This window comes from Streptomyces sp. NPDC030245 (assembly GCF_055572995.1).
This window is the reverse complement of the sequence record NZ_JBVICF010000007.1, coordinates 225,613-245,296: the sequence shown is the minus strand read 5'-3', so window position 1 is coordinate 245,296 and position 19,684 is coordinate 225,613. Positions and strand designations below refer to the sequence as shown.

General features: G+C 71.0%; 24 protein-coding genes. 15 read left to right on the top strand and 9 right to left on the bottom strand.

Annotation, left to right across the window (positions count from 1 at the left end):
• The first annotated feature begins 127 nt into the window (after positions 1 to 127).
• The 13 genes from ACZ4Z4_RS20715 to ACZ4Z4_RS20655 all read left to right on the top strand — a co-directional run bounded on the left by ACZ4Z4_RS20715 (position 128) and on the right by ACZ4Z4_RS20655 (position 10,147).
• Positions 128 to 469, top strand: coding sequence for a YbaB/EbfC family nucleoid-associated protein (locus ACZ4Z4_RS20715; protein WP_079087076.1), 342 nt, complete (start codon positions 128 to 130; stop codon positions 467 to 469).
• 73 nt (positions 470 to 542) lie between these two features.
• Positions 543 to 1,142 carry a recombination mediator RecR gene (recR, locus tag ACZ4Z4_RS20710; protein ID WP_016638709.1) on the top strand — a complete coding sequence of 200 codons (600 nt, stop codon included), beginning with the start codon at positions 543 to 545 and terminating at the stop codon, positions 1,140 to 1,142.
• Positions 1,135 to 1,800: a DUF5063 domain-containing protein gene (locus tag ACZ4Z4_RS20705; protein WP_468328958.1), complete on the top strand. Its 666-nt coding sequence runs from the start codon at positions 1,135 to 1,137 to the stop codon at positions 1,798 to 1,800. Before recR ends, ACZ4Z4_RS20705 begins: the two co-directional genes overlap by 8 nt.
• Before the next feature lie 95 nt (positions 1,801 to 1,895).
• The gene (locus ACZ4Z4_RS20700; RefSeq protein WP_468328955.1) at positions 1,896 to 2,279 is read left to right on the top strand and encodes a type II toxin-antitoxin system RelE/ParE family toxin; all 384 of its coding nucleotides are present in this window, start codon (positions 1,896 to 1,898) and stop codon (positions 2,277 to 2,279) included.
• The gene (locus ACZ4Z4_RS20695) at positions 2,279 to 2,611 is read left to right on the top strand and encodes a helix-turn-helix domain-containing protein (RefSeq protein ID WP_468328952.1); all 333 of its coding nucleotides are present in this window, start codon (positions 2,279 to 2,281) and stop codon (positions 2,609 to 2,611) included. Before ACZ4Z4_RS20700 ends, ACZ4Z4_RS20695 begins: the two co-directional genes overlap by 1 nt.
• A 20-nt stretch (positions 2,612 to 2,631) precedes the next feature.
• Complete coding sequence (locus ACZ4Z4_RS20690) at positions 2,632 to 2,802, top strand: hypothetical protein (protein ID WP_468328949.1); 171 nt, start codon at positions 2,632 to 2,634, stop codon at positions 2,800 to 2,802.
• Entirely contained in the window at positions 2,799 to 3,119 is a 321-nt protein-coding gene (locus ACZ4Z4_RS20685) for a DUF397 domain-containing protein (RefSeq protein ID WP_468328945.1), read from the top strand. The genes ACZ4Z4_RS20690 and ACZ4Z4_RS20685 overlap by 4 nt, the downstream gene beginning before the upstream one ends.
• Positions 3,120 to 3,394: 275 nt before the next feature.
• Complete coding sequence (locus ACZ4Z4_RS20680) at positions 3,395 to 4,351, top strand: hypothetical protein (RefSeq protein ID WP_468328942.1); 957 nt, start codon at positions 3,395 to 3,397, stop codon at positions 4,349 to 4,351.
• 50 nt (positions 4,352 to 4,401) lie between these two features.
• Entirely contained in the window at positions 4,402 to 4,980 is a 579-nt protein-coding gene (locus ACZ4Z4_RS20675) for a Uma2 family endonuclease (RefSeq protein WP_468328939.1), read from the top strand.
• Positions 4,981 to 5,219: 239 nt separating this feature from the next.
• Positions 5,220 to 6,497 carry an aspartate kinase gene (locus tag ACZ4Z4_RS20670; protein WP_468328936.1) on the top strand — a complete coding sequence of 426 codons (1,278 nt, stop codon included), beginning with the start codon at positions 5,220 to 5,222 and terminating at the stop codon, positions 6,495 to 6,497.
• Positions 6,494 to 7,552, top strand: coding sequence for an aspartate-semialdehyde dehydrogenase (locus ACZ4Z4_RS20665; RefSeq protein ID WP_468328933.1), 1,059 nt, complete (start codon positions 6,494 to 6,496; stop codon positions 7,550 to 7,552). The genes ACZ4Z4_RS20670 and ACZ4Z4_RS20665 overlap by 4 nt, the downstream gene beginning before the upstream one ends.
• Before the next feature lie 352 nt (positions 7,553 to 7,904).
• The gene (locus ACZ4Z4_RS20660; protein ID WP_468328930.1) at positions 7,905 to 8,567 is read left to right on the top strand and encodes a SigE family RNA polymerase sigma factor; all 663 of its coding nucleotides are present in this window, start codon (positions 7,905 to 7,907) and stop codon (positions 8,565 to 8,567) included.
• The gene (locus ACZ4Z4_RS20655; RefSeq protein WP_468328927.1) at positions 8,564 to 10,147 is read left to right on the top strand and encodes a hypothetical protein; all 1,584 of its coding nucleotides are present in this window, start codon (positions 8,564 to 8,566) and stop codon (positions 10,145 to 10,147) included. Before ACZ4Z4_RS20660 ends, ACZ4Z4_RS20655 begins: the two co-directional genes overlap by 4 nt.
• Here ACZ4Z4_RS20655 and ACZ4Z4_RS20650 read toward each other — a convergent pair.
• The 8 genes from ACZ4Z4_RS20650 to ACZ4Z4_RS20615 all read right to left on the bottom strand — a co-directional run bounded on the left by ACZ4Z4_RS20650 (position 10,144) and on the right by ACZ4Z4_RS20615 (position 17,095).
• Complete coding sequence (locus ACZ4Z4_RS20650; RefSeq protein ID WP_468328924.1) at positions 10,144 to 10,965, bottom strand: SURF1 family protein; 822 nt, start codon at positions 10,963 to 10,965, stop codon at positions 10,144 to 10,146. The two genes, ACZ4Z4_RS20655 and ACZ4Z4_RS20650, sit on opposite strands and share 4 nt — an antisense overlap.
• A gap of 54 nt (positions 10,966 to 11,019) precedes the next feature.
• Entirely contained in the window at positions 11,020 to 11,238 is a 219-nt protein-coding gene (locus tag ACZ4Z4_RS20645) for a hypothetical protein (RefSeq protein ID WP_468328920.1), read from the bottom strand.
• Positions 11,235 to 12,461 (bottom strand): beta-ketoacyl-[acyl-carrier-protein] synthase family protein, encoded by a 1,227-nt coding sequence (locus ACZ4Z4_RS20640; protein WP_468328917.1) that lies wholly within the window; start codon positions 12,459 to 12,461, stop codon positions 11,235 to 11,237. Before ACZ4Z4_RS20640 ends, ACZ4Z4_RS20645 begins: the two co-directional genes overlap by 4 nt.
• Positions 12,458 to 12,739 carry an acyl carrier protein gene (locus ACZ4Z4_RS20635; RefSeq protein ID WP_468328914.1) on the bottom strand — a complete coding sequence of 94 codons (282 nt, stop codon included), beginning with the start codon at positions 12,737 to 12,739 and terminating at the stop codon, positions 12,458 to 12,460. Before ACZ4Z4_RS20635 ends, ACZ4Z4_RS20640 begins: the two co-directional genes overlap by 4 nt.
• Positions 12,740 to 12,816: 77 nt before the next feature.
• Positions 12,817 to 13,662: an alpha/beta fold hydrolase gene (locus ACZ4Z4_RS20630; protein WP_468328911.1), complete on the bottom strand. Its 846-nt coding sequence runs from the start codon at positions 13,660 to 13,662 to the stop codon at positions 12,817 to 12,819.
• A 78-nt stretch (positions 13,663 to 13,740) separates the two neighbouring features.
• Entirely contained in the window at positions 13,741 to 14,976 is a 1,236-nt protein-coding gene (locus tag ACZ4Z4_RS20625; RefSeq protein WP_468328908.1) for a beta-ketoacyl-[acyl-carrier-protein] synthase family protein, read from the bottom strand.
• On the bottom strand, positions 14,973 to 15,206 hold the full coding sequence (locus ACZ4Z4_RS20620; protein ID WP_468328905.1) for an acyl carrier protein: 234 nt from the start codon (positions 15,204 to 15,206) through the stop codon (positions 14,973 to 14,975). Before ACZ4Z4_RS20620 ends, ACZ4Z4_RS20625 begins: the two co-directional genes overlap by 4 nt.
• Positions 15,207 to 15,319: 113 nt before the next feature.
• Positions 15,320 to 17,095 (bottom strand): S9 family peptidase, encoded by a 1,776-nt coding sequence (locus ACZ4Z4_RS20615; protein ID WP_468329455.1) that lies wholly within the window; start codon positions 17,093 to 17,095, stop codon positions 15,320 to 15,322.
• A gap of 138 nt (positions 17,096 to 17,233) precedes the next feature.
• Here ACZ4Z4_RS20615 and ACZ4Z4_RS20610 point away from each other — a divergent pair, with 138 nt between their 5' ends.
• Positions 17,234 to 18,067 (top strand): class I SAM-dependent methyltransferase, encoded by an 834-nt coding sequence (locus ACZ4Z4_RS20610; protein ID WP_468328902.1) that lies wholly within the window; start codon positions 17,234 to 17,236, stop codon positions 18,065 to 18,067.
• A gap of 27 nt (positions 18,068 to 18,094) precedes the next feature.
• Here ACZ4Z4_RS20610 and ACZ4Z4_RS20605 read toward each other — a convergent pair whose 3' ends face one another.
• The gene (locus ACZ4Z4_RS20605) at positions 18,095 to 18,628 is read right to left on the bottom strand and encodes a GNAT family N-acetyltransferase (protein ID WP_468328899.1); all 534 of its coding nucleotides are present in this window, start codon (positions 18,626 to 18,628) and stop codon (positions 18,095 to 18,097) included.
• A gap of 204 nt (positions 18,629 to 18,832) precedes the next feature.
• On the opposite strand from ACZ4Z4_RS20605, the gene ACZ4Z4_RS20600 reads away from it, so the two are divergent.
• A complete protein-coding gene (locus tag ACZ4Z4_RS20600) occupies positions 18,833 to 19,660 on the top strand; it encodes an RNA polymerase sigma factor SigF (protein ID WP_468328896.1) in 828 nt (275 codons plus the stop codon).
• The last annotated feature ends 24 nt before the right edge of the window (positions 19,661 to 19,684 follow it).

The following is a 19,684-nucleotide window of genomic DNA, read 5'->3' as shown; positions in this document are numbered from 1 at the left end:
GGAAGACGGCAGATCTCACTCGAAAGAGTGCTGGAGCGACCCGCCCGTGGACCACGTAGGCTCGTTCTTGGCGGCAACCCCGCCAGATGGACCCGCAAAAACGGACCCGTACGAAACGGAGCTGATCGTGATCCCCGGTGGTGGCCAGCCCAACATGCAGCAGCTGCTCCAGCAGGCCCAGAAGATGCAGCAGGACCTCGCGGCGGCGCAGGAGGAACTGGCACGCACGGAGGTGGACGGCCAGGCGGGCGGCGGCCTCGTCAAGGCGACGGTGACCGGCTCCGGCGAGCTGCGCGGCCTGGTGATCGACCCGAAGGCGGTCGACCCCGAGGACACGGAGACGCTGGCGGACCTGGTCGTCGCGGCGGTCCAGGCGGCCAACGAGAACGCGCAGGCGCTCCAGCAGCAGAAGCTCGGCCCGCTGGCCCAGGGCCTGGGCGGCGGCGGTATCCCGGGCCTTCCCTTCTAAGAAACCCCCCGGCCAACTACGGTACGTAGAAGCCGGACACTGTCGGCAGTAGTCCATATCGGAAAGGCGTTCCGTGTACGAAGGCGTGGTTCAGGACCTCATCGACGAGTTGGGCAGGCTGCCCGGCGTCGGTCCCAAGAGCGCGCAGCGGATCGCCTTCCACATCCTCCAGGCGGAGCCCACGGACGTACGCCGCCTCGCGCACGCCCTCCTCGAGGTCAAGGACAAGGTCCGCTTCTGCGCGACCTGTGGGAACGTCGCGCAGGAAGAGCTCTGCAACATCTGCCGAGACCCCCGCCGAGACCCGTCGGTGATCTGCGTCGTGGAGGAACCGAAGGACGTGGTCGCGATCGAGCGGACGCGAGAGTTCCGCGGTCGCTACCACGTCCTGGGCGGCGCGATCAGCCCGATCGAGGGCGTGGGCCCGGACGACCTGCGCATACGGGAACTCCTCGCGCGCCTGGCCGACGGCACGGTCACGGAGCTGATCCTGGCGACGGACCCGAACCTGGAGGGTGAGGCGACGGCGACGTACCTGGCGCGCATGATCAAGCCCATGGGCCTGAAGGTCACCCGCCTGGCCAGCGGACTCCCTGTCGGGGGAGATCTGGAATACGCGGACGAGGTCACCCTGGGCCGCGCTTTCGAGGGGAGACGACTCCTAGATGTCTGACGCCACGCTGCACGCGACCGCCCAGAACCGGAACCCGGACGACTTCGCGGTCCAGATCTCCGACCAGATCGAGAGCTTCATCGTCTCGGTCCGCGAGGTCGCGAGGGGCGACGAGCCGGACTCGGCGGTGCCCTTCCTCCTCCTGGAGGTCTCCCAGCTCCTCCTGGCCGGCGGCCGCCTCGGCGCCCACGAGGACATCGTCCCCGAGGAGCGGTACGAACCGGACCTGGGCCCGGAACAGGACGTCGACGACCTCCGCGAACGCCTGGCCCTCCTCCTGGACCCGGTCGACGTCTACTCCGAGGTCTTCGACCCCTACGAGCCCCGCAAGGCCCCGGTTGCCTGCCGCATCTCGGACGACCTGGCCGACGTCGTCGCGGACCTCTCCCACGGCCTGGCCCACTACCGCGCGGGCCGCACCACGGAGGCCCTGTGGTGGTGGCAGTTCTCCTACTTCTCCAACTGGGGCTCCACAGCCTCCGCCGCCCTCCGGGCCCTCCAGTCCCTGGTGGCCCACGTCCGCCTCAACCAGCCCCTCGAAGACCTCGACGGCCTGGACACGGACGAGGACCTGACGGCGGAGGGCCTGGAGGAGGAGGCGGGCAAGGTAATGGCGGAGGAGATCGCGGGGCCGTTGGGGTTGCGGACGGTCAAGTAGATTTCCTGACGTGTGGATGGTCCGCATTCACTCGTTGAGCTGAGCGTATAAGGATTCCCTTCTATCTGTTCGCGTCCTACGCTGGGATGCGGGGCATGAACTGGCAGATCAATCTCCACTCGGCGGTGGAGAAATGGTTGCTCGTGCTGGCAGAGGAGGACGCGGTGTCGGCTGACCTGGTCGAGGCAGCTGTCGACATGCTGGCGGAGCACGGTCCGGCGCTGGGACGCCCGCTCGTCGACAGGCTCACGGGCAGCAGGACCCACAATCTCAAGGAACTGCGTCCGAGCAGCTCGGGACGGACGGAGGTCCGGATCCTCTTCGTCTTCGACCCACGGCGGCAGGCGATCCTGCTGGTGGCCGGTGACAAGGCCGGACGCTGGCGGGACTGGTACCAGGAGGCGATCCCCGTGGCCGAGGCGCGCTATGACGAGTACCTGGCGTCACGGGACGGTGCAGGAGAGGGCGGAGGCGTCTGATGGGTGAGTACAGCAGCTGGGCAGAGGTAAAGCGCCGGATGCGGGAGAACGCGCCCGACGTGTCCGACGCCGAGTGGGAGCACCGCAAGCAGACGGCCCGCACCGCCACCGAGGCACGCGTCCTCGGACATCACCTGCGCGAGATCCGCGAAGAGCAGAACCTGACACAGGCGGACGTCGCCAAGGCGGTCGGCATCTCCCAGGCGCGGGTCTCGCAGGTCGAGCGGGGCGAGATCCACAACTTGGAAACCATGCGAACGTACGCGGCGGCGCTCGGGGCGAGGATCACGGTGTCGATCGAGTACGGGGATCGGGTCGTCGGCGCGGCATGACGTGGCAACTCCCTCTCTTTATGACGGACCGTGAGCGCTTCGCCTACGCGGACGGCTCCTCGGCGCGCCAGCTCACTTCCGGCGCGGAGGTGGTGAGTCCGTACACGGAGCGGCTTAGCGTGATCCGCATGGAAGCCCTCGGCACTGAGGAGTCGGTGCGCTTCATTGAGCGGATGGCGGATGAGCTGTGAGCAACGAGCTGGAATGGTTCAAGTCGAGCTATAGCGACAGCGAGGGGGGCGCTTGCCTCGAAGTGGCCCTTCGCTGGTTCAAGTCGAGCTACAGCGGTCCCGAAGGGGATGCCTGCCTTGAAGTCGCCCTCGGCTGGGCCAAGTCCAGTTACAGCGATGACGAGGGTGCCAACTGCTTGGAAGTCGCCGTGGGTTCGAACGTGACCAGGCCCGTGGCCATCCGCGTCCGCGACTCAAAGGACCTCGCTCGCCCCGAGATTTCCCTCTCCGCCCCCGCCTGGGCCGCCTTCATCGCCGCAGTTCAGCCCGGGGCTTGAGCCTCGGGGCCCGAGCTCTTTTCTGGGTCTGGTTCACCGAGGAAATGGACCCAACCAACCCGGTGCGTAACGGAGTTGAGGGTTCCGTCACCCTCAGGAGTGACGTTCCGTAGTCGGCTTGCGCCGGAGCGTGAGAGCGATCTAGGTTCGCGGCAATAGAACGGCCTCGGACGGTGCGCCAACACCGGTTCCGAGGCCTAGCCCTACGAGTCGAATCAAGGTCGACCGTGACTTGTGCTCAGCCTAATCCTGCCCTCCCCTCCCCGTCCCACCCGATGGCCAAATCGGGCTACGGGAAACGCCTCGCGGGTGACGCGGAACCGGACACCGAGCCCGACTTCGCACACTTGAGTCCCCGCGACGCGGAGTTCGCGACGTTCGTCGATCACCTGCCCGATGGGGCCGCGATGGGGCACAAGGTCATCGCCGCCGAACACCCTCGCTACGGCCAGCAGGCCACCCGGACCTCCCTCAGGCGTCTCACCGAGGCCGGCCACCTGCGGTGGGTCAAGGAGCACATCACCGTCGAGGACAACTCGATGCGATGGGTGACCAGGACGTACTGGTCGCGGGAGCCCAAGTCCCTCGAGTGGTGGGCCGAGTTCGTGCGGGAGCGGCATGGGCGGGATGTCACCGATGCCTATCAGCCGGGGCTGGCCAGGGTGACCGAGCCCGAGCCGGAGCCCGTCGCGAAGGAGGCACCCGAGCCGCCCGCGGCACACCGAACCCTCGCCCGACTCCGCACCGTCGACCGTCGCATGGCCCTCTCCGAGCAGGAGTGCGCGCAGCTCGCGCCCCGCGTGGAGGAGTGGCTGGAGCGGGGCGCCACCCCGCACGACATCACCCGCGCCCTCACCGAAGGGCTGCCGTCCACCGTCACCAACCCGGGCGGTCTCGCCCGGAACAGACTGGAGAACAAGATGCCCCCCAAGCGTCAGGCCCCCGCCAAGGCACGCGCCCGCGTCACCCGCGCCGTCATGATCTGCCCCTTCTGCGAGGAGCCCGAGACCTCTGTCGAGCTGGTCAATGGGATCTGTATGGAGTGCTGCCCGCCGGAGGAGCGGGCGGGGTACGTCCCGGACACGTTCCTCGCACGGCCGTCGAACCCGCCGCGTCCGCCGCGTCCGCCGCGCCCGCGCCCGGCGGAGTACGACGACGTCGTGGACGTCACCGAGCGGGTGGCCGAGCTGCGCCGGGCCGCCGGACTGCCGACGGGGCGGGACGGCGTATGAGCGTGCGGGACGTGCTGGTCCGGGCACCATGGAGTCAAGGAGGCGACGCCATGACCCCCAGGACCACCGACCGGCCCCAGATGTCCGTCGAGGAATTCGAGGAGCTGGCCAGCCGTGCGCCCGAGACGGTGCGGTTGGAGTTCATCAATGGAAAGGTCCAGGTCAAGCCGGTGCCGGATGGTTCTCACGGCCAGATCGTCATGTGGCTGATCAAGCGCTGCATGCAGCAGCGCCCTGAGCTGTCCCTCTTTCCCGAGCAGGGGCTCAGAATCGAGGGCTACCGGAAAGGCCGGGCTCGCCCGGACGGCGTGCTCGCGCCGGACGAGAACTTCGTGGGGCAGGGGCAGTGGGCCGAGCCGACCGGTGTGCTGATGGCCGTGGAGGTCACCTCCTACGACCAGGACGCCGACCGGCGCGACCGCGTCGAGAAGCCCGATGCGTATGCCGCCTCCGGGATTCCGGTGTATCTCCTCGTCGACCGGGACGCGGGCGAGGTCCGGGTCTACGCGGATCCGGAGGACGGGAGGTACCGCAGCCTGGTCCGGCGGGCGTTCGGTGACGCCGTTGAGCTTCCCGGCCCCGTCGGGATCACCTTGGACACAGCCAAGCTCAAGGAGTACACCGCCTGAGGCCCCCGGCCAGGCCATGTGAGCCGGCCCACTTTCCGGAGTGCCCCGCTCCGAACCGGGCATGTGCCAAGCCGAGCGGTCGAAACGTACGCCCCGAACAGCGGGAACGTATGCCAGCGGTGATCAACTTGTGAGCGGGACATCTCACGATGTGATATCGGCGAGGCGAATTTCGGCCGCTCGTTAGACTGAGCCGACCGCAGTAGTGCGGTGACAGACGGACTGAGCGAGGAGCGCACGTGGGCCTTGTCGTGCAGAAGTACGGAGGCTCCTCCGTAGCCGATGCCGAGGGCATCAAGCGGGTCGCCAAGAGGATCGTCGACGCCAAGAAGAACGGCCACCAGGTCGTTGTCGTGGTGTCCGCGATGGGTGACACGACGGATGAGTTGATCGATCTTGCCGGGCAGGTGTCGCCGATCCCTGCCGGGCGCGAATTCGACATGCTGCTGACCGCCGGTGAGCGGATCTCGATGGCCCTGCTGGCCATGGCGATCAAAAACCTGGGCCACGAGGCCCAGTCGTTCACGGGCAGCCAGGCCGGCGTCATCACCGACTCCGTCCACAACAAAGCGCGGATCATCGATGTGACCCCGGGCCGCATCCGGACCTCGATCGACGAGGGCAACATCGCCATCGTCGCCGGGTTCCAGGGCGTCAGCCAGGAGGGGAAGAACATCACGACCCTCGGGCGCGGCGGTTCGGACACGACCGCCGTCGCCCTCGCCGCCGCCCTCGACGCCGAGGTCTGCGAGATCTACACGGACGTGGACGGCGTCTTCACCGCCGACCCGCGTGTGGTCAAGAAGGCGCGGAAGATCGACTGGATCTCGTTCGAGGACATGCTGGAGCTCGCGAGCTCCGGGTCCAAGGTGCTCCTCCACCGGTGTGTGGAGTACGCACGTCGTTACAACATCCCGATCCACGTGAGGTCCTCGTTCTCGGGGCTTCAGGGCACGTGGGTCAGCAATGAGCCGAGTCAGCAAGGGGACCGCACGGTGGAGCAGGCCATCATCTCCGGTGTCGCGCACGACACCTCCGAGGCCAAGATCACGGTCGTCGGCGTGCCCGACAAGCCGGGAGAGGCCGCCTCGATCTTCCGCGCCATCGCGGACGCCGAGGTCAACATCGACATGGTCGTGCAGAACGTGTCGGCCGCCTCGACGGGCCTGACCGACATTTCCTTCACCCTCCCCAAGGCCGAGGGCCGCAAGGCCATCGACGCCCTGGAGAAGACCCGCTCGGCCATCGGGTTCGACTCCCTCCGTTACGACGACCAGATCGCCAAGATCTCGCTCGTCGGGGCCGGGATGAAGACCAACCCGGGCGTCACCGCGACCTTCTTCGAGGCGCTCAGCGACGCCGGTGTGAACATCGAGCTCATCTCGACCTCCGAGATCCGCATCTCGGTCGTCACCCGCGCCGACGACGTGAACGAAGCCGTGCGTGCCGTGCACACCGCCTTCGGGCTCGACTCCGACACGGACGAGGCCGTCGTCTATGGAGGCACCGGCCGATGAGCCGTAAGCCGACGCTCGCGGTCGTCGGAGCGACCGGGGCCGTCGGCACCGTCATGCTCCAGATCCTGTCGCAGCACGCCGACATCTGGGGCGAGATCAGACTCGTCGCCTCCCCGCGCTCGGCCGGCCGCAAGGTGGCCGTGCGCGGGGAGGAGGTCGAGGTGCACGCCCTGTCCGAGGACGTCTTCGACGGGGTCGACGTCGCCATGTTCGACGTACCCGACGAGGTGTCCGCGCAGTGGGCGCCCGTCGCCGCCGCCAAGGGCGTCGTCGTGGTCGACAACTCCGCCGCCTTCCGGATGGACCCGGACGTCCCGCTGGTCGTCCCCGAGGTCAACCCGCACGCCGCGCGCGTGCGGCCGCGCGGCATCGTCGCCAACCCGAACTGCACGACGCTCTCGATGATCGTGGCCGTCGGCGCGCTGCACGCCGAGTTCGGCCTGCGCGAGCTGATCGTCTCCTCGTACCAGGCCGTCAGCGGGGCCGGACGCGACGGCATCGACACGCTGCGCCGGCAGCTGAACCTCGTCGCGGGCAGCGAACTGGGCACCAGCCCCGGCGACGTACGCCGGGCCGTGGGCGACGACACCGGTCCCTTCCCGGAGCCCGTGGCGCTGAACGTCGTGCCGTGGGCCGGCTCCCTGAAGGACGACGGCTGGTCGTCCGAGGAGATGAAGGTCCGGGACGAGTCGCGGAAGATCCTCGGCCTGCCCGGCCTCCGCGTCGCCGCCACCTGCGTACGCGTGCCGGTCGTCACCACCCACTCCCTGACCGTCCACGCGCGCTTCGAGGACGAGGTCACGGTGGACAAGGCGCGCGAGATCCTCGCCACTGCCCCGGGTGTCGTGCTGTTCGACAATCCGGCCGCGGGGGAGTTCCCCACCCCCGCCGACGTGGTCGGGACCGACCCGACCTGGGTGGGGCGGGTGCGGCGCGCCCTGGACGACCCCACCGCGCTGGAGCTCTTCGTCTGCGGGGACAACCTGCGCAAGGGCGCCGCGCTGAACACCGCGCAGATCGCCGAGCTGGTGGCCGGGGAGTTCACCGCCGGCTGAGGGGCGGGCGCTGCGCGGTTTACGCGGATTGGTGCATACCACCCCACGGGCGAGCCCTTTGTGGGATCTGTGTAAGTTCTGTGTCCAACTCGGTGACCGTAGGCGCTTGAACTGGATCATCTCCGCGTTCGAAGATTCGCCTCTGATCACTGCAACCGGCGGCGAGGCGGGGGGCGTCTTTAGCGGTCGCCCTCAGGGGCGGCCCGAGCGCCGGGAAAAAATGGGGCATAGGGGAAGAGCTGGTACGCATGGGGGCTTTTGATGCATCGTCACAAGCGGTGCCCGCGCGACATGCCGCAAACGCGATGCCGGACGCGTACAACCCTGATGGGGGGAAGCGTGTCCAACAAGCGTGGCAGAGGTACTCGACTTCACAGCGGTACAGGCGAGAGGCGCGGCAGCGCTGCGTCCGCCTCGTCGTCCCCGCGCGGCCGGCGGCATGCCGGTGATCGCACCCATGCCCGCGACGCGGCCCGCCCGCATGCCGGCGCAGCGCGAGGGCGCTGACGACACGATGACCGCGGGCACCACAGTCGACCACCTCACCGAGACCTACCGCGCGCACTACCGGTCGCTGCTCGGCCTCGCCGCGCTGCTCCTCGACGACACGGCGTCCTGCGAGGACGTGGTGCAGGAGGCGTTCATCCGGGTGCACTCGGCCCGCAAGCGGGTGCGTGACCCGGAGAAGACGCTCGCGTATCTGCGTCAGACCGTGGTCAACCTCTCGCGGTCCGCGCTGCGCCGGCGCATCCTCGGGCTCAAGCTGCTCTCCAAGCCGATGCCCGACATGGCGAGCGCGGAGGAGGGGGCGTACGACCAGCTGGAGCGCGACGAGCTGATCAAGGCGATGCGCGGTCTCCAGCGGCGCCAGCGCGAGGTCCTCGTGCTGCGCTACTTCGCCGACATGACCGAGGCGCAGGTCGCCGAGACCCTGGGCATATCCCTGGGCTCGGTGAAGGCGTACGGCTCGCGTGGCATCGCGGCCCTGAGGGTCGCCATGGAGGCGCCGGCATGAGTGAGCGCAAGCGTGACGAGCAGGGCGGATTTGAGCACCATGGCAGGAACGGAAACGTGAACCACGGTCCCGATGGCGGCCCCCGGCCGGACAACGGACCCGAAGGGTCCGGTGCTGAAGACGGACTCGGCTCGGAGGGCGAGCGCGACGCGTCGGGCGAGCGCGGCTCGGCGGACGGCGACGAGCGCGGCGGCTCGGTGGACGAAGGCGAGCGCGGCACGTCGGTGGATGAGCGCGGCTTGGCCGACGCAGGCAAGCGCGGCGGCTCGGCGGACCCGGAGAAGCACGACGACTCGGCGGATGTGCGGGGCTCGGTCGGCGGTCGGGGCTCGGCGGACGGTCGGGACTCGGCGGAGGCGCGGGGCTCGGCGGATGGTCGGGACTCGGCGGAGGCGCGGGACTCGGCGGACGGTCGGGACTCGGCGGGTGCGCGGGGCTCGGCGGACGGTCGGGACTCGGCGGAGGCGCGGGACTCGGCGGACGGTCAGGACTCGGCGGGTGCGCGGGGCTCGGTCGGTGGGCGGGGAGTCGCTGGTGGGCTTCGGGCCGTCGGTGGGTTCGGGGACGAGAGCGAGCCCGGCCCCGAGAGTGCGCTCGGCGCCGACGAGCTCGCGCTGCGGCGGCTGATGCGCCAGGCCGTGCAGGAGATCGAGCCGGGCGAGCGCGCCCTCGACCACCTGCGTCAGGCGGTCCCCGCCCGCAGGGCCCGCAAGCGCCAGGCCGTCGTCGGCATCGCGGCCGCCGCGCTCTTCATCGGCACCGCCGTCCCCGCCCTGGTGCACGTCACCAACTCCAAGGGCGATGCGGACGACCGCCCCTCGATCGCGGGCAACAGCCAGGACGCGCAGGGCGGTTCGACCCAGGGCAAGGAACAGGACCCGGGCTCGAAGGGGTCCGAGAAGAAGCCCGACAAGTCCAAGAGCAAGGACAAGAAGGGCAAGAAGGACAAGAAGGACGGCAAGGCGAAGGGCGGCACGGGCGGCGGTGGTACGGGATCGCCCGACCCCGCCACCTCCGAGGCCGCCAGCTCGCCGGTCTGCGACGCGGCCCAGCTCGGCGCCACGGGCAGCGCGAACCCCGCGGACGTGAACGGCTCGGTGTACGGCTCCTTCCGCGTCTCGAACATCTCCGACAGCAGTTGTACGGTCGAGGCCGCCGGCGCCGTCAGCGCGGTGGCGCAGGGCGCGGCCGACCCCACGAAGATCGTCGTGGTCGACCACACGGCGGGGGACGCGGCGCTCGGCCTGCCCGACCCCTCCCAGGAGGCCAGCTCGCTCGTGCTCCAGCCGGGCGCGGCGTACGAGGTGCGGTTCGCCTGGCTGCCTTCGGACAAGTGCCCCTCGGACGGCGGCGAGCCCTCGCCCGACCCGACGCCCACGGAGGGCGGCGGCGGTACTCCTCCGGGCGGCGGAACGCCCGAGGGCATGGAGACCCAGCTGGGCCGGACGGACGGCGGTGTGGCCGACGGCAGCGTCGTGGTCTCCCTGACCGCCGAGGCGGGGGCCCCGTCGGCGGCCGCCACGGTCCCGAACGCGTGCGCGGGGACGGTGTACCGGACCGGGGTGCTGCCCGCCTCCTAGCCCTGCGGCTGAGGCCCTGCGGGCTGGGGCTCTGTGGCCCGGGTCTCTTCGAGCAGGCCGAGCCGGGCGTCGCGGGCGAACTCCGCCTCGCGGCGGAACAGCCGGAACCACATGAAGAGGACGAACCCCGCGAAGACGAACCACTCGCCGGTGTAGCCGAGGTTCTGGAAGGCCTTCAGGTCGAGGCCGGTGTCGTTGGGCGCGGTCGCCGGGACCGCCTTCATCCCGGAGTCCCCCTTGTCGAGGGTGATCCACGCGTCGTACACGTCGTCGCGTACGAGGTTGACCAGTGACGCCGAGCTGATCGCGCCCAGCTGGCCCGCGGGCAGGCCGCCCGCGGCGCTCACGCCGTTCGAACCCGGGCTCTCCGACGCCTGGAGGGCCCCGGTCACCGTGACCTCGCCCTTGGGGGCGGCGGGGGCCTTGGCGGCGCTCGCGTCGCCGGGGAGCCAGCCGCGGACCACGGGCAGCGACTTGCCGCCGTCCGTGCGGAGCAGGGTCAGGACGTAGAAGCCGCGCTTGTCGTCGAGCTCCCGGTCCGGGACGAGGAGCTGCGTGCCGTAGCGGCCGGTGGCCGTGGCCTGCTCGCCGGAGGTCTCCTTGTCGACGGGCAGCAGGGAGGCGAGGGGACGCCCCTCGGCGTCACCGCGGGCGTCCGCGGCCTGTTCCTCGACCTGCTCCTTGGCGGACTCGTGGTCCTGTACGCGGTCCTCGAAGCGGCCGAGCTGCCAGGACCCCATGAATATGCAGAAGGGGATGGCCAGCACGACGAAGATGTTGATCCCCCACCAGCGGGGCGTCAGCAGAAACCGGTACACACCCCCAAGGTACGGTGCCGCCGCCCTTCGCCGACCCGTGGGGTCCGCCCCGCCTCACTCGCGGACGCACCCGGCACGGACCTGGCGGACGAGGACGCTGCCCAGCATGTCGCGGACGGCGGAGACGGTGATGTCGAGGCCGCCCCGGTCCCGTAGCAGGAGCAGCTCCTCGGCGCGCGGGTCCCGTGGTGTCGGCATGGGCATGCCGCTCACCCAGTGGACGAAGTGTTCGAGTTCCCGGCGCAGCGCGCACCGGTGGTCGACGCCGGTCATGGCCGGACGAGGACGAGCACGGTGTTGTGGCCGCCGAATCCGAAGGAGTGGCTGACGGCCGCGCGGACCCGTTGCGGGCGGGGGCGGTCGGTGACGCAGTCGATGTCGAGGCCGGGGGCGACGTGCTGGAGATTGGCGATCGGTGGCACCTGCCGGTGCTGGATCGTCAACGCGGTCAGCGCGGCCTCGATGGCCCCCGCGGCGCCGAGGCTGTGCCCCAGGACCCCTTTCGGGGCCGTGACGCTGGGGCGGTGCGGCAGCACTCGGGAGATCAGGGAGGCCTCGGTCAGGTCGTTGGCCAGGGTGGACGTTCCGTGGGCGTTGACGTGGTCGATGTCGCGCGGGGCGAGGTCCGCGTCGGCCAGCGCGGCCCGCAGGGCGCGTTCGGCTCCCGGCGCGCCCTCGGGCTGGGCGGTCGGGTGGTGGGCGTCGGACGTGGTGCCGCAGCCGGCCAGCAGGGCCCTGGGCCGGTGGCCGCGGGCGGCTGCGTCCGGGGCGCGCTCCAGCAGCAGGACGCCCGCCCCTTCGGCCATGACGAAGCCGTCGCGGTCGGCGGCGAAGGGGCGCGAGGCGCCCCGCACGTCCTCGCGGCGGGCGGACAGGGCCCCGGTGCGGTGGAAGCTCGTGGTCGTCAGGGGGCTGGTGGACGCCTCCGTACCGCCGGCGATCGCGATGTCGCAGGCGTCCCTGGCCAGCAGGTCGCGGGCGGTGGCCAGCGCGGTCGCGCCGGAGGCACAGGCCGTGGAGACGCAGAGGCCGGGGCCGCGCACGCCGAGGTCGATGGAGACCTCGCCGGCCGCCATGTTCGGCAGGAAGTGGACGGTGGCCAGCGCGGAGACCCTGTCGGCGCCCTGGTCCAGGAGGCGCCGGTGCTGTTCCTCCCACTCCCACGTGCCGCCCAGGCCGCAGCCTATGACCACGGAGACACGGGTGCTGTCCCAGGTGCGCGGGTCGAGGCGGGCGTCCCGGACCGCCTCGCGTGCGGCGAGCACCGCGAGCTTGACGAAGCGGCCCATGCGCCAGGCCTTGCGGCCGCCCATCCGGCGGGGCAGGTCCCCGAGGGAGGGCACGCGGCAGGAGAAGTCGACCGGCAGACCGGCCAGGCGGGGGTCACGCGTGGCGGTCGAGGCGCCGGAGAGGACGCCCTGCCAGGTGGGTTCGGCGCCGTCGCCCGCCGCGGTGACGAGGCCGATGCCGGTGACCGCGATGTCGGCCTGGCTCATGTGGCGGCCCCGGGGTCGCGGCCGGTCCGCCGGCCGGCCTCCCGGCAGGTTTCCAGGGAGGCGGCCAGCCGGGAGACGGTCGTCGTGGTGGCGACGATGCCGGCGGCGGGCTTCACACCGACGCGTTCCTGAAGGATGAGGGCGAACTCCGCCAGCGCCAGCGAGTCGAGGTCGAGCGACTCCAGGGTGGCCAGCGGATGGATGGCCTCGGAGGGGACCTCGAAGTCGTCGGTGAGGATGCGGTGGATGGTGGCGGTGATGTCGGGGGTGTCGGGCATGGGGGGCACCTTCTTGGGGTGTGGGGTGTGCGGGGTGGGGAACGAGGTGCGGAGGCGAGCCCTTTTTGAGGGGGGCGCTATCGGTCGGTGAAATGGCGCAGTACGAGATCCGCCACCGCGTCGGGCCGTTCGAGCAGCACCCAGTGGTCCGAGGAGTCCAGGACGACGAACGAGCTGCCCCCGATGGTCTCGGCGAAGGCGCGTTGTGTCGGCGCGGGGATGAGCGTGTCGTGCGCACCGCTGAAGACGAGCGTGGGGATGCCGTCGAGGGCGCCGGCCGTCCTGCCGCACATCTCGCCGAGCCTTTCCTCCATGGCCTGCCGCGCGTGGGGGATCCGCAGATGCTGAAGCAGCGTCCGCCGGACGAAGCGGTAGACCAACTCGCGGTGCAGCACCGGCAGTTCGGGGTCCAAGCACATCATTGTCTCGGCCCACATGGTTGCCAGCGTTGGCTCCTGCCCCGCGGGGAACGCCTCCGAACGCGCTTTGAACCGCCTCCACCGGTCGTCCGGGATGTCCCACGGCACACCGCCCAGCACCAGGCGTGCGACCCGCCGCGGGTGGGCCAGGGCGTACCGGTGGACGATGACGGAGCCGTAGGAGTATCCGAACAGGTTGACCTGTTCCGCCCCCAGGTCGTCGACGACCTGGGCGACCGCTCGGCACAGCAGCTCCGGCGGGAGCGGGACGGCGGGAATCGTGCTGTCGCCGCTGTCGCCGCTGTCGCTGCTGTCGAGGCCGAGGGTCACGACGTCGGCGACCGGCAGCAGTGCGCTCTCCAGCGAGGACCAGTCGTACATCCCCTGGAAGATGCCGCCCAGGAGCACGACGGGGTGGGTGGTGCGCGGCGGCGGTCGGCGGAGGAGTCGGTAGGCGTACCGCAGGTTGTCCACGGTCATGGAGCGGACCATCTCGTCGGGCACGGTTCGGTTCTCCCGTACGGTGTTCGGGCCGAGGAAACGGGTGGTCGGCGCGGGGGCCGGGCTTCGCGCGGGTCGGGCTCAGGCCCGGGTGAGCACCAGCGCGGCGGCGAAGCCACCGAAGCCCATGGAGGTCTTCACGGCGCGGTCGAGGCGCGCGGGCCGGGCCTCCTCGCTGACGATCCGGCCCCGGACGCCCGGGTCGAGCGACGTGAGGTTGGCGGTGGGCGGCACGACCTGGTCGCGCAGGGTCAGCGCGGTCAGCGCGGTCTCGATGCCGCCCGCGGCCCCGAGCGTGTGCCCGACCATGCCTTTGCTCGCGGTGATCAGCGGGCGCTCGCCGCAGACTCTGGCGAGGACCTCGCTCTCCACCAGGTCGTTCATCCGCGTGGAGGTGCCGTGGGCGTTGACGTGGTCCACTTCCGCGCCGGAGATGTCGGCGTCGGCGAGGGCGGCGCGCAGGGCGCGCTCCAGCGCGGCGCCGTCGGTGCTCGGGGCCACGGTCGCCCCGGGGTCGGTCGCGGACCCGAAGCCACTGACCCGCGCGACGACGTTCGCTCCGCGGGCCCGCGCGTGCTCCGGATGTTCCAGGACGAGGATGCCGGCGCCCTCACCGACGACGAAGCCGTCCCGGTCGGCGTCGAAGGGGCGGCTGGCGGCCGTGGGGGCGTCGCGGCGGGTGGAGAGCGCCTTGAGCCGGCAGGCGCTGGCGACCAGCATGCGGCAGATGGCCGCCTCGGCACCGCCGGTGATCACGACGTCGCACACTCCGGAGCGCAGGAGCCGGTGTGCCGCGCCCACGGCATGGGTGCCGGAGGCGCAGGTCGCGGAGACGGCGAAACTCGGCCCGGCCACGCCGAGGTCACGGGTCACGCTGCCGGTGGCTCCGTTGACGGGCGTGAGCAGGCTGGTCTTGGGGGAGACGCGGCCGCGTGCCAGCATGCGGGCGAGCTGCTCGTCGTAGAAGGGGAGGCCGCCGTGGGCGTTGCCTATGACGACACCCACGCGGGTGCTGTCCCAGGCCCGGCTGTCCAGCCCCGCGTGGGCGACCGCCTCGCGCGCGGCGACCACGGCGAACTGGGCGAACCGGTCCATCAGCCGGGCCACGGCCACCCCGAGCCGCTCCGCCACGTCGGCGTCGACGGCGTAGGCGAAGTCGCAGGGCAGGCCCTCCAAAGCGGGGTGCGGACCCACCCCGGCCGGGACACCGCCGCTCACCACCGCTTTCCAGGAACGGGAGGCGTCGGGGCCGGCCGCGGTCACCAGTCCGACCCCCGTCACCGCGGCGGAGAACGGCGCCGCACGGGGCGGCCTCACGGCGTCGCCCTCGCGGTGACGACGTGGACGAGGTGGGCCACCGTGTCCCGTGAGGTGATCCTGGCCTCGTCCAGATCGATGCCCAGCCGCTCCTCGATGATGACCCGGAACTCCTCCAACGCGAGGGAATCCATGCGCAGTTGCTGAAGAGCGGTGTCGTCAGGAACGGCTTGTGCGTCGACACCGAAACTCTGACGCAGCACCTCGTAGACATGTTGCGTGGCGTTCATGCGTGCTCCCCGAGGTCGGAATGTCCATGTCAGTGGAGTTCCATCCGGGTGGTGGGCGTATACCTAAACCACCCTTGAGGGGAGTCCGTCAGCACGCTCGGGCGCATGGAGGGTCACGCCCCCAGGTGCCGCTCCGCGAAGTCCAGCTCCAGAGTCACCTGCTTGATGCGCTCGTCCACGACGAGGGAGCCGTGGCCCGCGTCGTAGCGATACACCTCGTGGGTCGCGCCGCGGGCGGCGAGGCGGTCGACGTAGTTGTCGATCTGGCGGATCGGGCAGCGGGGGTCGTTGACACCCGCCGAGATGTAGACCGGGGCCTTGACGTCGTCGACGTACGTCAGGGGGGACGACGCGGCGAAGCGCTCGGGGACCTCCTCCGGCGTGCCGCCGAGCAGCGTGCGGTCCATCGCCTTCAGCGCCTCCATCTCGTCGTGGTACGCCGTCACATAGTCCGCGACGGGCACCGCGGCGAGACCGACCGCCCAGACATCGGGCTGCGTGCCGAGGCCGAGGAGGGTGAGATAGCCGCCCCAGGAGCCGCCCGACAGGACCAGGCGCGCCGGGTCGGCCAGGCCCGAGGCCACCGCCCACTCCCGCACCGCGGCGATGTCCTCCAGCTCGATGAGGCCGACGCGGTGCTTGAGGGCGTCCGTCCACTCCCTGCCGTAGCCCGTGGAGCCGCGGTAGTTGACCCGCACGACCGCGTAACCGTGGTCGACCCAGGCCGCCGGGCCGGCCGCGAAGGAGTCGCTGTCGTGCCAGGTGGGGCCGCCGTGCACCTCGAAGACCGTGGGGAGCGGGCCCGAGGAGCCCGCGGGTCGCTGCACCAGCGCGTGGATGCGGCCGCCGGGCCCGTCCACCCAGACGTCCTCCACCGGCACGGACTTCGGTGCCTTCATACCGGGCGGGTCCAGGACCACACCGCCCGCCGTGGAGCGGACCACCGGCGGCTCGGCCGCAGACGACCACATGTACTCCACGCTGCCGTCGGGGCGGGCCGTCGCGCCCGACACGGAGCCCGCGGGCGTGTCGATCCGGACCAGCTCGGCGGAGGCGAAGTCGTACCGGAAGAGCTCGCCGCGTGCCTCGAAGCCGTGCGCGACGAGGAGCGCGGAGCCGTCCGGATACCACTCGGCGCTCACGTCGCCCGGCAGGCCGAGCGCGAGGTCGTGCTCCTCGCCGGACGCGACGTCCCACACCATCGGCTCCCAGCGCCCGCGCCGCTGATGCCCGACGAGGAGGCGCGCGTCCCCCTCCACCGGCGCGAAGCCGAGGACCTCCAGGCCCAGCTCGACCGTGCCGCCCTCGGTGTCGTCGAGCTCGGCGACCGTCGAACCGTCCGGCCGGATCACGCGGAGCGCGGAGTGCATCGCGTCGCCGTGCTCCGTGTGCTCCACGGCGATCAGCGAGCCGTCGTACGACAGGTCGCCGACGCCTGCCGACTCGCGGTGGCGGTACACCTCGACCGGTTCCGTGCCGCCGGGGCGCACGACGTGGATGGTCGAACCGTCCTCGTCCGTGGAGCGGCCGACGACCACCGTCCCGCCGTCCCTGCCGAGGGCGAGACCCGCGGGATACGAGGCGCCCAGGCCCGGCACCGCCGGCTCGTCGGCGCCGCCGCCGAAGGGCTGGCGCAGCCAGACGCCGAACTCGTCGCCGTCCTTGTCGTCGAACCACCAGATCCACTCGCCGTCGGGCGACAGGGCGCCGTCCGTCGTGCCGTTCGGCCGGTCGGTCACCTGGCGCTGGGTGCCGGTCGACCGGTCCCACGCGTACAGCTCATACGTCCCCGTGGCGTTCGACACGAAGAGGGAGCGCTCGGGGGCGTCCTCCGCCCAGTCGGGCAGGGAGACGCGCGGCGCCCTGAACCGCTTCTCCCAGTCCGGCATGGCGTCCGCCACGGCACCCGTGTTCTTCTCCGCACCTGTCGCGCTCGTCGCACCCGTCTCGCTCATGCCCTCCATACTGCCTGGCCCCGCCGACAATCCGCTGGCGGGATTCCCCAGCCTGTGGATAACTTTCCGGCCATGTACTCCCCGACGCCCGCCGACTGGCGCGAGACCAACCGGAGACGCTGGGACGAGCGGGTTCCTCTCCACCTCGCCAGTGACTACTACGACCTCGACGCCTTCCGCGCCGGCAAGGACCCCCTGCGCGACCACGAGCTCGCGGAAGTGGGCGACGTACGCGGCAAGTCACTGCTGCACCTCCAGTGCCACATCGGCCTGGACACCCTGTCCTGGGCGCGCCACGGCGCGTCCCGCGTGGTCGGGCTCGACTTCTCCGAGCCGGCCGTCGAGGCGGCCCGGGAGCTCGCCGCCGAGCTCGGCCTCACCCCCGAGCAGGCCACCTTCGTCACCGCCGACGTGTACGACGCGGCCGAGGCGGTGCCCGACTCCTCGTACGACATCGTCTACACCGGAGTGGGCGCGCTCGGCTGGCTCCCCGACATCCGGCGCTGGGCCGAGACCGCCGCCTCGCTGGTCGCCCCCGGCGGCTTCCTCTACCTCAACGAATTCCATCCGCTCACCGACGTCCTGGACGACGCCACGGGCTCCCGCGTCGAGCACGACTACTTCGCGCGCGACGCCTGGGTCGACGAGACGCCCGGCGGTTACGCGGACACCGTCACCCCCACCGTCCACAACCGCACCGTCGAGTGGCAGCACCCCATCGGCGACGTGGTCTCGGCGGTCGCCGCCGCGGGGCTGCGCGTCGAGTTCCTGCGCGAGCGCGACCACACCCTCTTCGCGCGGTTCGGCTTGCTCGAACCGCGCGACGGCATCTACCGGTTCCCCGCGGACCGGCCCCGCATCCCGCTCATGTACTCCCTGCGGGCGAGCAGGGACCGGGACGAGTGAGCGGGCACTCGGGACGAGTGCGAACGGTCAGGGCAGGGGCGAGGGCGGCCGCAGCCAGCCCTCCTGTTCGGGGGCGAACTCGCCCAGTTTCGTCCAGTCCCACGCCTGAAGCACCTCCCGCCCCCGCTCGTCGCCCGGCTTGAGGACGGCGACGACGACCTCGGCCGTGTGCCGGGTCAGGAGCAGCGTACGGAGGCGGGAGGCGAGGTCCGAGCCGCGCTCGGCGGGCGCGACCATCAGCTCGCTGAGCAGGAAGACCCGCCCCGACCCGGTCTGTTCCTCGATCGCCGGGGGCAGGACGCCGCTGAACCCCTCCCACCACGTCCCGCCGCGCTCGGCACGGTATCCGTAGAGACACCCGACCAGGCCCGCCGAGTCGGCCACGACCATGTCGAAGTCCGTCTGCTGTACGTCGTGTTCGAAGCGGTGCAGAAACGCACGCCGGTCCCCGGGCCCGGAGCCGGCCGTGCCGCGGCAGGACTCCACGTAGAGATCGGCCACGGCCTCGCGCTGCATCTCCGCCTGCCAACGGCTCAGCCGCCGCAAGAACACCTCTGGCATCTACGCCTCCCGCCCCGCCCCCGCTGAGGGCGACTCCCCCCGCACCCTGGACTCCGCATCGTGTCAGCACCGACCGGCGAGGGGAACGGGGCGACGGGCAGGACCAGCACGCAACGAAGCACTACTAGGCTTAACCAGCAGATCAGTGGGCAGGCGGTCTGGTGACGTGCCGCCCGCCGCCCCCCACCGAGCGAAGGTGAACCAGTGAGGACCTCCACACAGTTGACCGAACTGCCGTGGGTCGAGGACGCGGGAAGTGTCGCGCCCAAGGACGCGCGGGCTCTGTCGAAGATCTTCTTCGACCGGCTCCAGCACCTCGAAGAGGGCACGCACGAATACCAGTACGCACGCAACACCCTGATCGAGATGAACCTGTCGCTGGTGCACTTCGCGGCCGCCCGCTTCCGCGGCGGCAGCACCGACGTCGACGACATCGTGCAGGTCGGCACGATCGGCCTGATCAAGGCCATCGACCGCTTCGAGCTCGCCCGCGACGTCGCGTTCAGCACCTTCGCGCTGCCCTACATCACCGGGGAGATCAAGCGGTTCTTCCGCGACACCAGCTGGGCGGTCCACGTGCCGCGCCGCCTCCAGGAGCTCCGCGTCGACCTCGTGAAGGCCAAGGAGGCCCTCGGCGCCGAGCTGGACCGCGAGCCCACCGTCCCGGAGCTCGCCGACCACCTCGGCCTCACCGAGCGCGAGGTCAACGACGGCCTCGTCGCCGCCAACGGCTACACCGCGGGGTCCATCGACGTCCCCCTCAGCCAGGACGACGGCTCCAAGGGCCGTGACTACGCCGACATCCTCGGCGAGGAGGACCCCGCGCTCGACCTCTTCGAGGACCTGCACGCCCTGGCACCCCTCGTCGAGCAACTGGACGAGCGCGAGCGGCACATCATCGAGATGCGCTTCGGCCAGGAGATGACGCAGGGCCAGATCGGACAGGTGCTCGGGGTCTCCCAGATGCACGTCTCGCGGCTGCTGAACCGCACCCTCGCCAAGCTGCGCTCCGGACTGCTCACCGAACACTGACCCCGTCTCTCGGTGTCTCTCAGC

What these genes read in the sequence shown, in the direction of transcription:
- ACZ4Z4_RS20705 (WP_468328958.1), top strand. Translation starts at nt 1,135, where the DNA reads ATGTCTGACGCCACGCTGCACGCGACCGCCCAGAACCGGAACCCGGAC.
- ACZ4Z4_RS20700 (WP_468328955.1), top strand. Translation starts at nt 1,896, where the DNA reads ATGAACTGGCAGATCAATCTCCACTCGGCGGTGGAGAAATGGTTGCTC.
- ACZ4Z4_RS20695 (WP_468328952.1), top strand. Translation starts at nt 2,279, where the DNA reads ATGGGTGAGTACAGCAGCTGGGCAGAGGTAAAGCGCCGGATGCGGGAG.
- ACZ4Z4_RS20690 (WP_468328949.1), top strand. Translation starts at nt 2,632, where the DNA reads ATGACGGACCGTGAGCGCTTCGCCTACGCGGACGGCTCCTCGGCGCGC.
- ACZ4Z4_RS20680 (WP_468328942.1), top strand. Translation starts at nt 3,395, where the DNA reads ATGGCCAAATCGGGCTACGGGAAACGCCTCGCGGGTGACGCGGAACCG.
- ACZ4Z4_RS20675 (WP_468328939.1), top strand. Translation starts at nt 4,402, where the DNA reads ATGACCCCCAGGACCACCGACCGGCCCCAGATGTCCGTCGAGGAATTC.
- ACZ4Z4_RS20665 (WP_468328933.1), top strand. Translation starts at nt 6,494, where the DNA reads ATGAGCCGTAAGCCGACGCTCGCGGTCGTCGGAGCGACCGGGGCCGTC.
- ACZ4Z4_RS20655 (WP_468328927.1), top strand. Translation starts at nt 8,564, where the DNA reads ATGAGTGAGCGCAAGCGTGACGAGCAGGGCGGATTTGAGCACCATGGC.
- ACZ4Z4_RS20645 (WP_468328920.1), bottom strand. Translation starts at nt 11,238, where the DNA reads ATGACCGGCGTCGACCACCGGTGCGCGCTGCGCCGGGAACTCGAACAC.
- ACZ4Z4_RS20640 (WP_468328917.1), bottom strand. Translation starts at nt 12,461, where the DNA reads ATGAGCCAGGCCGACATCGCGGTCACCGGCATCGGCCTCGTCACCGCG.
- ACZ4Z4_RS20635 (WP_468328914.1), bottom strand. Translation starts at nt 12,739, where the DNA reads ATGCCCGACACCCCCGACATCACCGCCACCATCCACCGCATCCTCACC.
- ACZ4Z4_RS20620 (WP_468328905.1), bottom strand. Translation starts at nt 15,206, where the DNA reads ATGAACGCCACGCAACATGTCTACGAGGTGCTGCGTCAGAGTTTCGGT.
- ACZ4Z4_RS20615 (WP_468329455.1), bottom strand. Translation starts at nt 17,095, where the DNA reads ATGCCGGACTGGGAGAAGCGGTTCAGGGCGCCGCGCGTCTCCCTGCCC.
- ACZ4Z4_RS20610 (WP_468328902.1), top strand. Translation starts at nt 17,234, where the DNA reads ATGTACTCCCCGACGCCCGCCGACTGGCGCGAGACCAACCGGAGACGC.
- ACZ4Z4_RS20605 (WP_468328899.1), bottom strand. Translation starts at nt 18,628, where the DNA reads ATGCCAGAGGTGTTCTTGCGGCGGCTGAGCCGTTGGCAGGCGGAGATG.